Source organism: Clostridium saccharoperbutylacetonicum N1-4(HMT) (genome assembly GCF_000340885.1).
GTDB classification, from domain to species: Bacteria; Bacillota; Clostridia; order Clostridiales; family Clostridiaceae; genus Clostridium; species Clostridium saccharoperbutylacetonicum.
The window spans coordinates 97942-112219 of the sequence record NC_020291.1 but is presented as its reverse complement, the minus strand read 5'-3'; the positions used below and the strand labels follow the sequence as shown (position 1 = coordinate 112219).

The 14278-nt window shown below is 27.1% G+C and carries 14 protein-coding genes; 6 read left to right on the top strand and 8 right to left on the bottom strand.

The genetic code is table 11. From position 1 onward, the window contains the following. Positions 1 to 274: 274 nt before the first annotated feature. Positions 275 to 1090: a pur operon repressor gene (gene purR, locus CSPA_RS00495; RefSeq protein ID WP_015390273.1), complete on the bottom strand. Its 816-nt coding sequence runs from the start codon at positions 1088 to 1090 to the stop codon at positions 275 to 277. 291 nt (positions 1091 to 1381) lie between these two features. Between purR and murC the strand changes: the two genes are divergently transcribed. The 3 genes from murC to asnS all read left to right on the top strand — a co-directional run bounded on the left by murC (position 1382) and on the right by asnS (position 5068). Beyond that, positions 1382 to 2761, top strand: a complete 1380-nt coding sequence (murC, locus tag CSPA_RS00490; RefSeq protein WP_015390272.1) for a UDP-N-acetylmuramate--L-alanine ligase — start codon at positions 1382 to 1384, stop codon at positions 2759 to 2761. A gap of 45 nt (positions 2762 to 2806) precedes the next feature. After that, positions 2807 to 3505, top strand: a complete 699-nt coding sequence (locus CSPA_RS00485; protein WP_015390271.1) for a metallophosphoesterase family protein — start codon at positions 2807 to 2809, stop codon at positions 3503 to 3505. Between the two features lie 168 nt (positions 3506 to 3673). Next, positions 3674 to 5068: an asparagine--tRNA ligase gene (asnS, locus tag CSPA_RS00480; protein WP_015390270.1), complete on the top strand. Its 1395-nt coding sequence runs from the start codon at positions 3674 to 3676 to the stop codon at positions 5066 to 5068. Between the two features lie 243 nt (positions 5069 to 5311). On the opposite strand, the gene CSPA_RS00475 is transcribed toward asnS, so the two are convergent. From CSPA_RS00475 to CSPA_RS00470, 3 genes are all read right to left on the bottom strand, one after another. Further along, positions 5312 to 7171 carry a sensor histidine kinase gene (locus CSPA_RS00475; RefSeq protein WP_015390269.1) on the bottom strand — a complete coding sequence of 620 codons (1860 nt, stop codon included), beginning with the start codon at positions 7169 to 7171 and terminating at the stop codon, positions 5312 to 5314. 114 nt (positions 7172 to 7285) lie between these two features. Then, positions 7286 to 7420, bottom strand: coding sequence for a cyclic lactone autoinducer peptide (locus CSPA_RS28995; protein WP_015390268.1), 135 nt, complete (start codon positions 7418 to 7420; stop codon positions 7286 to 7288). A gap of 5 nt (positions 7421 to 7425) precedes the next feature. Then, positions 7426 to 8085, bottom strand: coding sequence for an accessory gene regulator ArgB-like protein (locus CSPA_RS00470; RefSeq protein WP_015390267.1), 660 nt, complete (start codon positions 8083 to 8085; stop codon positions 7426 to 7428). Positions 8086 to 8369: 284 nt separating this feature from the next. Here CSPA_RS00470 and CSPA_RS00465 point away from each other — a divergent pair, with 284 nt between their 5' ends. After that, the gene (locus CSPA_RS00465; RefSeq protein WP_015390266.1) at positions 8370 to 9095 is read left to right on the top strand and encodes a class I SAM-dependent methyltransferase; all 726 of its coding nucleotides are present in this window, start codon (positions 8370 to 8372) and stop codon (positions 9093 to 9095) included. 95 nt (positions 9096 to 9190) lie between these two features. Here the strand turns inward: CSPA_RS00465 and CSPA_RS00460 are convergent, their stop codons facing one another. The 3 genes from CSPA_RS00460 to CSPA_RS00450 all read right to left on the bottom strand — a co-directional run bounded on the left by CSPA_RS00460 (position 9191) and on the right by CSPA_RS00450 (position 10811). Then, positions 9191 to 9667, bottom strand: a complete 477-nt coding sequence (locus tag CSPA_RS00460) for a hypothetical protein (RefSeq protein ID WP_241427136.1) — start codon at positions 9665 to 9667, stop codon at positions 9191 to 9193. Positions 9668 to 9809: 142 nt separating this feature from the next. After that, positions 9810 to 10193, bottom strand: a complete 384-nt coding sequence (locus CSPA_RS00455; protein WP_015390264.1) for a response regulator — start codon at positions 10191 to 10193, stop codon at positions 9810 to 9812. A gap of 405 nt (positions 10194 to 10598) precedes the next feature. After that, the gene (locus CSPA_RS00450) at positions 10599 to 10811 is read right to left on the bottom strand and encodes a helix-turn-helix domain-containing protein (protein ID WP_015390262.1); all 213 of its coding nucleotides are present in this window, start codon (positions 10809 to 10811) and stop codon (positions 10599 to 10601) included. 239 nt (positions 10812 to 11050) lie between these two features. Here CSPA_RS00450 and CSPA_RS00445 point away from each other — a divergent pair, with 239 nt between their 5' ends. Continuing rightward, positions 11051 to 11515 carry a helix-turn-helix domain-containing protein gene (locus CSPA_RS00445; protein WP_015390261.1) on the top strand — a complete coding sequence of 155 codons (465 nt, stop codon included), beginning with the start codon at positions 11051 to 11053 and terminating at the stop codon, positions 11513 to 11515. A gap of 183 nt (positions 11516 to 11698) precedes the next feature. Here the strand turns inward: CSPA_RS00445 and serC are convergent, their stop codons facing one another. Further along, positions 11699 to 12781, bottom strand: coding sequence for a 3-phosphoserine/phosphohydroxythreonine transaminase (gene serC, locus CSPA_RS00440; protein WP_015390260.1), 1083 nt, complete (start codon positions 12779 to 12781; stop codon positions 11699 to 11701). A 363-nt stretch (positions 12782 to 13144) separates the two neighbouring features. Between serC and CSPA_RS00435 the strand changes: the two genes are divergently transcribed. Further along, entirely contained in the window at positions 13145 to 14230 is a 1086-nt protein-coding gene (locus CSPA_RS00435) for an HD-GYP domain-containing protein (protein ID WP_015390259.1), read from the top strand. Positions 14231 to 14278 lie beyond the last annotated feature (48 nt).

The window sequence follows — 14278 nt, the reverse complement described above, 5'->3', positions numbered from 1 at the left end:
TTACTCCACCCCTCCCAGTTGCTTAAAAAATTTAATATTTACTATATATTTCTCCACAAATTTCTAAATTCCTTTTTTATATTTGATAAATCCTGATAAAATTTATTTTTTTATGTAGATTTACATATAGTGTACTTTTTCAAAAGGGTTGTCCTATTTTATATTTATAACATCCACATATATATTAGAACTCAAATCATCAAAAGTGACTAAATTATATTAATTATTTTTAAAAAGAATTTAATTCTAATCAATTTCAATTCAAAATTTCTGATTAAGAAAATGTCTTTGAAGGCTGTATTCCTATAATTGTTGATTTATCAACTGCTTTTAGTTCCACAACAGACACATATTCATCGTCTAAAATTTTATCAATTTGCTTATTGTCAACCAAAACACCTATTCCTACTAATTCACTGTCAAATTCTTTTAATAAGTCCTTGATTCCAATTGCAGTTCCTCCACCCTTCATAAAATCATCAATAAAAATACATTTACTTGCTGGTTTCATTGATTTCTTTGATAAAGACATCTGTTGCAATCTTCCATTACTACCTGATACATAATTTATAGTAACTGTTGGTCCTTCTGTTACTTGACTATCTCTTCTTGCAATAACTAATTGTACTCCTAAATTTCTAGCCACTTCATAAGCTAGTGGAATCCCTTTAGTTTCAACAGTTATTACATAGTTAACATCTTTTCCTTGGAAACATGATGAAAGCATTACTCCCGCTTTACTTATTATGCTAGGATTATACATTAAATCTGTCATATATATTATATTCCCTGGTATAACTCTCCCATCATCACTTAATTGTTTGCATAATTCTAGTGCAAAAGTCTTATTTTCATCTTCACCACTTTGAGGTATATATTTTATTCCTCCAGCCACACCAGCTATTGTTTCAACTTTACCCATTTCAAGTCTTTCCAATACTTCACGAACAACAACTATATCTTCACTTATTGTAGATTTAGCTGCATTCAATAGCTCTGAAAATTTGTTTAATCCTAATATTTTATTAGGATTTTCTAATAATATCTTTGTAATAACAACTACCCTTTTATTCCTTGTAAACTTCTCCATAAAATCACCTACACGAATTTTTTTGATATTAAATCGCTTTAATATTCATATTTTATGCTATATTTAAATTAATAGCAATAATATTTGCCTATAAAGTTTATCTATATATTATAACTTGTTCACAATTCTATTTAATATGCATAAAATGTTATGTATTTATTTTTTTCTATGGTTGATTTTTAGAAAAATGTATATAATTATAGTTAATGTATAAAACTAATGATTTTTAAACTAAATTTTGAACTATACACAAAATTTATTTTCATAAATCTAAAAAAAGGAGTTGGTAATTTGTCTTTCAATTTTATAAAAGATAAAAACAAAAAAATTCATTTCATTGGTATCGGTGGAATCAGTATGAGCGGACTTGCTGCTGTACTACTAAATAACGGTTTTAAAGTATCTGGTTCAGATTTCAAGGATTCACCAATACTTGATAAGCTAAAAACTTTAGGTGCTGAAGTTTACATAGGCCACAAAAGAGAAAATATTAAAGATGCAGATTTAGTAGTATATACTGCTGCAATCCCCTCTGATAATCTTGAGCTTCTAGAAGCGCAGGAAAAAAATATTACATTAATGGATAGAGCTGAATTCTTAGGTCAAATTATGAAGGGCCATAAATATAATGTTGCAATAACAGGTACACATGGCAAAACTACTTGTACATCTATGCTTTCTCATATTACTCTTGCTGGTGATTTAGATCCAACAATTCTAGTTGGAGGCGAATTAGATGCAATAGGAGGAAACTTTAGAATTGGGAAGAGCGACTATTTCTTAGTTGAAGCTTGTGAATATAAACGTTCATTTTTAAAATTCTTCCCTTATGTAGGAATAATTTTAAATATTGATGCAGATCACTTAGATTGTTATAAAGATATTGATGAAATTGCTGATACATTCTTAAAATTTTCTAAGCTAATTCCAAATGATGGTTATCTTGTAGGCTGCATAGATGATTTTAGAGTAAAGGAAATTTTATCAAAAGCGAATTGCAATACAATAAGCTATGGATTTAGTGATAATGCAGATGTGACTGCCAAAAATATAACATTTAATAAAAATGGATGTGCAACTTTTGATGTATATAAAGGAAATAAAAATTTATTTACCCTTACTTTAAATGTACCAGGTAAGCATAACATATTAAATGCACTTGCTTCGACTTGTGTTTCTCTTATATTTGATATATCTGCTGATAGCATAATTGATGGATTATCCAAATGCAAAGGTGCTCATAAAAGATTTGAATATAAAGGTGAATTAAATGGTGTTACTGTAATAGATGATTACGCTCACCATCCTACAGAAATTCAAGCAACTTTAAGTACTGCAAAACAAATTGATCATAATAAAACATACTGTATTTTCCAGCCACATACTTATACTAGGACAAAAGCCTTATTCACTGAATTTACTGAATGCTTTAATGATGTAGATGAACTTATACTAATGGATATTTATGCTGCCCGTGAAAAAAATACTGGGTTAGTATCATCAGATGAACTTGGAGATGCCTTAAGAAAAAAAGGAATAAAATGTACAAATGTTCATTCTCATGATGAAGCATTAAATTATGTTAAATCTAAACTTACAGATGGTGATTTATTATTAACAGTTGGTGCTGGTGATGTAGTTATTGTGGGAGAAAAATATTTAGAATCATAATTTTCAGAAATAATAACTTTATTATATAACTTTGGAGGAATACTTATGAAAATAGCAGTGATTTCCGATATTCATGCTAATATATATGCTCTCATTAACATTTTAGAAAACATTGATGACGAAAAGGTTGATACAATAATTTGCTTGGGAGACTTAGTTGGTTATGGTCCGCACCCTAATGAAGTTATTTCAATGATTAGACGCCGACACATCCTTTGTATCAAAGGTAATTATGATAGTTCCGTTGTTGACAATAAATATTCCTATATTAGAGAAACCCCTATTAATGCCTTTTCTCTTCCTTGGACTGTTAATGAATTGCGTGAAGAAAACAGAATATTTCTTGAAAATTCACCTTTAAAATTGACATTAAATATTGAAGGTAAAAATATTCTGTTTGTTCACGGAAGCCCAAATGCAATAAATGAATATCTTTTAGAAGATGGGGATAATACTAATGAAATCATGAATACTATTACTGAAGATGTTTTAGTTTGTGCTCATACCCATATACCTGGAATAAAAGAATTTGGTGATAAACTATATGTAAATTGCGGTAGTATAGGAAAACCTAAAATTGGACGTCCAAACAGCACCTACTGCATACTAGATATAACAAAGGAAAGTGGAATAAAAGCACAAATTAAAGAAGTTCCCTATGCATACAAAAGAACAGTTAAAGATGTAACTATGTTAAATTTCCCTAATGAATTAATACACAGTTTTGAAACTGGAGTAGAATAGACAAGCATAGAATATCCTACAAGTTGCATTCATTAAGAAATTATTGTAAAATCTATTTAGCCTATACACAATAGGCTATTTAATAGTATTTTAGCTTAATGAAAATATTTATTAATATAACATTTATTTTAATCTCAAAGTTAATTATATAAATGGAGGTCATGTAATATGGCAAAATCAACACTAATTAAAAGTATTTATAGAAATACTAATGATTTTTTATCACAACAAGTAACTATATCCGGATGGATAAGAACTTTAAGAGCTTCTAATGCATTTGGATTTATAGAAGTTAATGATGGTTCTTTCTTTAAAACTATCCAAATAGTTTTTGATGATAAATTAAACAATTTTAAAGAAATATCAAAATTACCTATAAGTTCTTCAATTACAGTTGTTGGTACATTAGTTGCTACACCTGATGCTAAACAGCCTTTTGAAATTCAAGCACAAGAAATTGTTATTGAAGGAATGTCAAATTCAGATTATCCTCTTCAAAAGAAAAGACATACTTTTGAATATTTGAGAACAATAGCTCATTTAAGACCTAGAAGTAATGCATTTTCAGCAACTTTCAGAGTACGTTCCGTTGCAGCTTATGCAATACACAAGTTCTTTCAAGATCAAAATTTCGTATATACACATACACCAATAATAACTGGTAGTGACTGTGAAGGTGCTGGAGAAATGTTTAGAGTAACTACTCTTGATCCTAAAACTCCAGAATTAAATGATAATGGAACTGTAGACTTTACAAAAGATTTCTTTGGTAAAGAAACTAATCTTACAGTATCAGGGCAATTAAATGCAGAATGCTTTGCCTTAGCTTTTAGAAATATATATACCTTTGGACCAACATTCAGAGCTGAAAATTCTAATACTACAAGACATGCTGCTGAATTTTGGATGATCGAACCTGAAATAGCTTTTGCAGATCTACAAGATGATATGGAACTAGCTGAAAATATGCTTAAATATGTAATTAAATATGTTATGGATGAATGTCCTGAAGAATTACAATTCTTTAATCAATTTGTTGATAAAGAGTTGTTAGAAAGATTAAATCACGTAGTTTCATCAGATTTTGCCAGAGTAACATATACTGAAGCTGTTGAAATTCTAGAAAAATGCGGAAAAGAATTTAGCTATCCTGTATCTTGGGGTATTGATTTACAAACTGAACATGAAAGATATCTTACAGAAGAACATTTTAAGAAACCTCTTTTTGTAACAGATTATCCTAAAGACATTAAGGCCTTCTATATGAGACTTAATGAAGATGGAAAAACAGTTGCCGCTACAGACCTTTTAGTACCAGGAATTGGTGAAATTATAGGTGGTAGCCAAAGAGAAGAAAGATTAGATGTCTTAAAAGATAGAATGAGTGAATTAGGTCTTAAAGAAGAAGATTACTGGTGGTATTTAGAATTAAGAAAATATGGAGAAACTAAACATGCAGGTTTTGGTTTAGGTTTTGAAAGATTAATTATGTATATAACAGGTATGACAAACATTAGAGACGTAATACCATTTCCAAGAACTCCAGGGACATCAGAATTTTAATATTATTTAGATTAAAAATGACTTATTTATTTAATTTTAATATTTGAATACTAACTAGAAATATATGAATTTTAGTTAGTATTCAAATAAATGATTAAGTTTTTGCACAGCTGATATTTATTCACTATCAATAACGTGAATAGAAATATCAGCTGTTATTTCTATTATTACATAACTTAAAAGTGCTCTGCCCAAAAGTTTTATTTTTATCTATCTTATATTTTTTTGAAGCTCTTATTATGTCTATATTGAATATATATCAGAAAATTCTATTTCTATTCTCTCCACGTGAGTCTCAAAAAAAGCCTTATCTTCATAGCTTTCATTTTCAACTAATTTTGCTGGCAATACTATAATAAATTCACTACCTTCTCCTTCAGTACTTGTAACAGTTATTTTCCCACCATGGATCTCAATGAATGATTTCACAAGATATAATCCTATCCCAGTTCCTTCACATTGCCTAGATAGTGAATTATTAACTTGTCCAAATCGTTCAAATATAACATCAAGCTTATTCGGTGGAATTCCTTTACCTTCATCTTTAACTTTTATAACAAGACTTGATTGTTCATCTACCAAACTAACATATATATGTCCATTAGGATTACTATATTTAAGGGCATTCGATATTAAATTCAATAATATCCGTTCCATCATATCATGATCAAACCCCATAATTTTTTCTTCCGTATCAGTATCAAATATAAGTTCTATATCCTTACTTTTTACATATGACGCTATTGATTGAACAATATCTTCAATAACGCTTACAATATTGCCATTTCTTTTATTAATTTTAATAAATCCTGAATCTAATTTTGTTATATCTAAAAGATTATTTATTAACTTAATCATTCTTAAACAATTTTGTTTCATTGTTTTTAAATAAGATTTACATTTATCTATATTATCTAATTTACAATCATCTAAGTACACATATATAGTTTGAATTGCAGCAAAAATAACATTAACAGGTGTTTTAAGTTCGTGAGACATGTTAGTAAAAAAATCGGTTATGAGGTTGTTAAATTCTCTAGTTTCATTAAGTAATTTTAAACTTTTTTCCACATCCTCTTCTAAGGTTTCCAATTTTTTTTCTGAAGTTATATCTAGTAAAAGTGTTAGTATTGAAGATTTTCCTTTGTATGTAAAGAAAGCTGAAGTATTTCTCACTGGTATAAGACCACCATTGCAATTGAGTATGTTTTCTTCTTCCATAACTTTTAAATCTTCATTGCTTATGATATTTAAATACCTTTCCTCAACATTTAATTTTATATTTTGAGGATAGTGTTTATAAAAATCCTTACCATTTAATTCAATCGGATTTTCATATCCTAATAACTTGGCTGAACTTTCATTTGCATATATAATTACTCCATTTTCATGCACAATGATAGCATTCGAGGAATTTTCAAATAACATATCATAACAAGTTTTATTTTTCAGTAATAATGATTCTATGTCTAGTCTTTCCTTATTTTTTTCCTTCAATTCTGAACTTAATATTTCAAGCGTTCTATCCTTTTTTTTATTATTTGATACTTCCATATCAACATAATATCCAAGAATCCACGCAACAAAAATAAATACTCCCACCATGGTTAAATCCTTTTGCAAGTATAAATTTATTCCATCTTTTATCGGAGCATATAATAAATCTGTCCCCAGTATAAATATAGAAGAAAAAAGTGATGTTATAATTCCATAACGTGAACCATATTGAATGACAGATGATATTATTAATAATAGAAATAAATATTTATTTTCGCTTTCATATACCGTAGATAAATACATAGGTAAAGAAATTATCGCTATAAAGAAAATATTTTCCAATAACCATGAAACCTTAAATACATTTGACGATTGTAACATTTTACGGCTAATTATCAACCACAAAAAATAGCACAGTCCAGTAATACATAAAAGAAATCCCATAGTATATAAATTGTATTGGCCATTATCTTTTATATTCAAATCACCCCAATACTTAGGCAAATTTATATATATGATTATGCTAATAAATGCTATTATTGCAATTTTAATAATTGATAACATTATAGCTAAATTATTTTCATCTTTATCTATAAAAGCTTTCATACTGTTCCCCCCTAATATCATAGGTAAAAATGCATAAATTTAAAATAAAAATTGTTGATAATTAAATCAACAATTTTTATTTTAAACATTGTTCCAACTAAATTTTATTACTTACTATTTTCTTAAACACTTTGGTTCTTCTGGTTGGAATGTACTTATAGAGCAAGCTGATGCTGAAGTTGATAATGCCATTTTTGTACAAATATTAGCTGCAATTGTAACAATTACTTTATTAATGGAATTTTTCATATCATTCACCCCTTTCTATCTGTAATGTATTTTAAAACAAAGTCAACTTTGTTTAAAAATCTTATTCCATTTTTAGTAAGCGTAATAGTCTGCCATAAAACACCAAGACTAATAATCTCCATCAACTTTATGTAATGTAATTCCAAATATTTTTTATTTAATATAAATAAAATCATTATTATAATTGAATAAATAGATAGTACAGTGATAGATTTCTTTCTAAATTGCTTTCTCATTTCGATATTGTTAATAGGTTTCTTAATGCTATCAACTGGTGCATTTTTTGCCACTATCATAAATGAAAAAATCATAAAAGCTACACTTATTAACAATACTAGATAATTATTAGCAATATATAATACATTATTAATAATTATTCCAGCTAACACCGCCAAAATTGTTCCTATTATAATACACCGACTTGACGAAGAAGCATGTGCACCTCCTGAATATTTTCTTAAAATACCAACTGTAGCGGTAAATACTAAGGCCTCATAAAGAACACCAAAAAACACTCCAGCAATTATAACCCATAGGAAAGCAAATATGACTTGAAATAAATTTATTGCTCCATATACAATTACTTGTTCTTGATCTTCATCAACCTTCAAAAATAATTTTGCATTATTTCCAATTCTAATTGCTATTTTTTCAGCTAGAGACATATTTTATTCCTTTCTTCATTCTTTATTAATTACCCATTATGATTTTTTATTATCTACAATGTTATCAAAAAAAATTTAAAAAATTTGTATATATTCTCTATTTAATTATATATTTGTATAATTCTACATTGGTTATATTTTTCCTTTTTATTTTTCAAAAAACAAAAAATAAATATAAAATTAATAAAATTTACTCCAAAAATATAAATTTGTGTAACATAATGTTATAATAAAAGTATAATTTGATATATATATATAAGTAATCCTATAAAAGGAGGAACATAATGATTGATGATTTAAATACATATTTAGAGAATCTAAATAGCAAATGGAGTATACTTTTCTATCGAGTAGTTTGGGAACAACTGTCTCATATAAACAATTTAAAAGTCCTTGACTATGGAAGCGGATTCGGAATCACAGCAAGTCATTTTGCAAAAAATAATGATGTCCTCGCAATAGAGCCGGATGTTGAGACAGTAGAAAAAAGATTCTGCAAAAATAATTATAAACAAATTGTTGGTGAAATAGATCAATTAAAAAAACTAAAAGATAATTCATTTGATGTTGTATTATGTCATAATGTTTTAGAATATATAAAGGAACGGAAAGATATATTTCAAGAATTTTATCGAATTCTTAAACCCAATGGAATTATATCAATTGTAAAACATAATCCTCTAGGAAAGATTATGGAGAAGGTTGTTTATGAAAATAACGTAGATGAGGCAATATATTTACTTAATGGTGGAACTATTAATATTCCACCATTTGGTGAAGTAAATTATTACAATATAAATGATATTATAGATTTAGTAAAAGATATGAATATCGCTATTGAAAAAGTACTTGGAATTAAAACCTTTTGGGCTTTACAACAAAATCATGAATTAAAGAATCAGCAAGATTGGGAAGAAAAAATGTTTGATATTGAAATGAAGGTTTCAAATATAGATGAATATATAAATATATCTTATTTCAACCATGTTTTATTAAAAAAAATTAGTTAATCTATGAAAATAATCCTATATATTATGTTCTCAATATATAGGATTATTGTAATTACTTATTGTTTTATTTTTTTATACTTAAAAATAATTTCTCATTACTCTCTATTTAAATTATCATCCTTCAATTTAGATACCTTTTTTATTTTTTCTCTCATTTTAAATAAATAATTCATTAATATTATAAATAATAAGAAAAATATTAATGATGGATACCAATATAAACATTTATTATAAATATTTAAGGATTCAATGTTTATATTTATGTCTAATAAGTCTAATAGTGCCATATTTAAAAATTCACCTAGCGCAAGTATAAAAAATGCTAATAAAGTACTATATATTGATTTTATTATTGGTATATTAATAATAACCATAATACTTATAATCAGAATCATATTAATTATCATATGTACACCAAAATATATAGGAAGCCATCTTACAAGAAAAGTTAATATAGCTAATATTATACTAGAAAGTATATACTTAAATTTATCTATAGATTCTCTAGAAATCACATGTATGCCCCATACCATAACGAATACTTCCGGAAGAGTTCTCAAAAAAAATTCCATCCAGGTAAGTCTCAACATATTATAACTTCCCTTCCTCAAAATATTTAATAAAATTATATATTCCTTTATAAAATGTATAATTCGATACTATATTTATAATTCCTTCTTTTTATAGATTTTTTTACCAAACAGTAAATATAATTTACTCATTCAGTATATCTTTTACTAATCCTATCAATTTATCTTTTATAAAATCTTTCTTCATAAAATATGTTGCTCCTAGGGCTTCAACAACCCCAAGTTCATTAGAAAAATTATTTTTACCACCATCTGAAAGAACAATAGTTTTTAAATTTTTGTGCTTCTCTTTCAAATCAACTACAAGCTCTAATCCACTTTTTATTGGCATATATATATCTGTAATTATCAAATCAATATCGCCATATTTTTCAAATACCTTGATTCCCTCTTCTCCATTGCTAGCTTCAAATACATTATAATTATAATCCTCTAAAGTTCCTCTAATGAATTTCCTAATACTTGTCATATCATCAACTACCAATATATTTTTCTCATTTTTCTTCATCACTTTCAACCTTCTTTTCTATTTTAAAAAATCAATTCAAAATAATATCAGTTAAAAACTCCATTAATTCCAGTTAATGCAATAAATAATGCAACAAAAATAAATCCAGATATTAATTTCTGCATTGTTTTCAAACTTCCAAACCACTTCATAATATGTCCCCTTCTCTGATTTCATATTTTCAGTATATAATTTCATAAATATTTTTACCCATAAAAAAACCAGCAATTAAATAACTGATGGTTTAAACACTACCTAATGAAGTTATTTATCTAATCATTCAAAATGATATACCTCATTATTATATATAGTACCTACTCTTACTTATGGGATATTAATTATATCTTTTATATTTATTTACAGCAATTTGAGATTGCATTTTATCTAGTGTACTTTATATAATAATTAAACTATTCTTATTCTATCTTCAATATTTTCTTTATAAAGAACTGAAGTAATAGCTGCTCTATACTTTATCCCAGAACGCCTTCCATTAACTATATCTGTTAAATAATTTTCACTAACACCAATCTTTTTAGCTAATGCTCTTTGTGTCATATTCAATTGAATAAGCCTAATTTTAATTTCCTTTCCAAAATCAGAAATGTCATTTTTCATTTGAATCAACTCCTTAAAAAATCACAAATTAATTCATTTGTCAATATTCTGGGTAAGTGGTAGGATACCTTTCTCATTAGTTAAATTCAAGAAATGAAATATATTAGTTTTATTAATAATCATTTATGATAAAATATTTTTGAAGTGTTTTCTTATCACGTACTAATTATATTACTGAAATCAGTACTTGTAAAGTATTTTTTTACTTATTTCAGTAAAATTTAGGAGGTTTGTTTGAAATGGATACCAATATTGGTGATAGATTGGATTTAATATTAAAACATTATAAACTTACAAAAAAACAATTTGCTGAATCAATAAGTTATTCTCCTGGTAATATTACAGATTGGATTAAAGGTCGCTATAAACCATCTAGCAAGGCATTAGTTAACATAGAAAATATATATAAAGTTTCACAAAACTGGCTAATTAATGGCACTGGAGACATGTTTATTAATGATACTTATAACATAAGTAGTAAAAATTCAACCAGTACTGAAATCAGTAAGGATATTTCTTCATTAGGTTCCCTTACTGAAGATGAAATTAATATAGTCAGACTTTATAGAAAATTGACAGACCACGATAAAATTAAGATTGAGGGAATAATGGAATTTAAAGCTACTGAAACGGAATCTACCGTAACCCCCCATGCGGAGTCATATACTTGTCAGAATGGAGGAGAAAATAAAAATGTAGGATAATTTTTTACTTAATTTGATACGATTTCTTATCACTTTCTTTAAACATAAATTCAAAATATGAAAATTCACTTTTTTCTATGATTTGAATTCTATAACTTTTATGTAAATTTTAGATGTATTATAGAATTATCTATTTCAAAATTAATTAGAGAATCAAAAATATGATTCTCTAATTGTTATTATCTATTTATTTTCTTCTTCAAATTTCTTCATAAATTCAACTAAAGCCTTAACACCTTCTATTGGCATAGCATTATATATACTTGCTCTCATACCGCCTACAGTTCTGTGTCCCTTTATATTTTCAAATCCTTTTGCCTTTGCTTCCTTTACAAATTTAGCATCTAGTTCATCTGAACCCGTTACAAATGGCACATTCATTAAAGAACGATCCTTCTTCACAACAGTTCCCTTAAACATACTGCTTGAATCTAAATAATTATATAGTATAGCTGCTTTTTCTTCATTTATCTTTTTCATGGCTTCTAGTCCACCTTTATCTTTAAGCCACTTAAAGACCTTTCCACATATGTATATTCCATATGCTGGTGGTGTATTATACAATGAATTATTATCTGCATGAACCTTGTATTTTAACATAGTAGGAGTTCCTGGTAGTACATCATCTGTAATTAGGTCTTCACGAACTATTACAACAACAACTCCTGCTGGTCCAACATTTTTTTGTGCACCTGCAAAAATCAATCCATATTTTGATACATCAACCGGTTCTGATAAGAAATCTGATGACATATCTGCTACTAACAGTTTATCCCCAACTTCAGGTAGCTCATTATACTTAGTTCCATATATTGTATTGTTGTGACATATATACACATAATCTGCATCATCAGATATTTTTAAATTTTTTAGATCTGGTATATATGTGTAGGTTTTGTCTTCTGATGAAGCTAAAATATTAACTTTCCCAAATATTTTCGCTTCTGTTGCTGCTTTCTTTGCCCATTGCCCAGTAATAATATGATCCACAACTTTATTTTTCATTAAATTCATTGGAATCATTGCAAATTGCTGTGATGCCCCACCTTGAAGGAATAATACCTTGTAATTATCCGGAATCCCCATAAGTTCTCGTAGTGTTTTTTCAGCATCTGTAATAATGCCTTCAAACGCCTTTGAACGATGACTCATTTCCATAACTGACATTCCAGTTCCTTGATAATCCAACATTTCTTCTGCCGCTTCTTTGAGAACCTCCTCTGGTAATACAGCAGGTCCCGCTGAAAAATTATAAACTCTTGACATTAAAAAAGCCCCCTTGTGATATTTTATTTTTATCTATAATATTATATCACAATTTAAATTCCAAGAAACAAATTTATCATACATTAGTATAAAAAATCAGAATATTTATACAAAATTTATATACTATTTATTTAAAATTCCTCTTGCAATCTTCTCAAATTCTTATTTTCCCTTTTTTAATTTAATTCATAAATTTATGCATAAAATAAATTATAGTTTTATACCATATAAATTATAATTTTATTTTTTTCCTTATATACTATAAATGCATCAAATTTATTGCTATACTACTATTATATTTAAATATTATTTCGAATTATGTTCTATATTGTACTATAATCTAAATTTTAGGAGAGAATAAATATGAGATTAGTCCCACTTGAATGTGTAAAAACCAATACAATCATTGGAAAAACATTATATGATTCTGAAGGTAGAATATTAGCTAAATCAGGTCTTGTTCTAACCCAGCCAATTATTTCTAAAATGAAAGATATACAAATTCCAGCAATATATATAATTGATGAATATAGTTCTGAAGAAATTGATGATATTATCAAACCCGAACTACGACAAGAAGCAATTTCAACTATAAAAGAAAGTTTTTCAAACATAAATAGAATTACTGTTGCTGATAAATTTTCAAAAAAGGATGAAAAGTACTTTAACAACATTCAAGATATGGCTGAAAATTTAATCGAAAATATATTGAACAATAAAAATGTACTTCTTTCTTTAGTAGATATCCGAAGTATGAATAATTATCTTTATTCTCATTCAGTAAATGTTGCTGTTATATCTCTCGTTCTAGGTATTGCATTAAAACTTCCAAAAAGACAGCTTCAATATCTTTGTATCGGAGCTTTGCTTCATGATGTTGGAGAAACTTTTATTCATAATGAAATTTTAATGAAGGACTCAGAACTAGGTTTAGAGGAACTCTTAATACTTCAACAGCATCCAACTCTTGGATATAGATACCTTTCAGATGCTTATAATTTAAGTTCTCATAGCAAAATGATAGTATTACAACACCATGAAAGGCCTGATGGATTAGGATATCCTGATAAATTAACTGATGATAAAATCAATAATTTAAGTAAAATAGTAAGCATTGCAGATGCTTATGACACCTTATCTTCAGGTAGACCTAATAAAAAGGCTATGTTTCCAAGTGACGTTTTAGAATATTTAATGTCTAATGCTGGAAGAATGTTTGATTATGATATGGTTAATACTTTTTGTAAAATTGTAATTCCATTTTCTAAAGGAACTTTAGTTGAACTTAGCAATGCTGATGTCGCCGTTGTTCAAGAAACTTTGCCTAACTTTCCGTTACGTCCAATTGTAAAAATTATTAAGAGTTCTAATGATAATATAATTAATAAAGAAATTAATTTAATAGATGAAACTTCAATTGTTATAACAAAAGTAGTATATGATTTATAAAGAAACTCTTAATAAATCATTAAGATTGGTATTTTTAGAATTAAATTT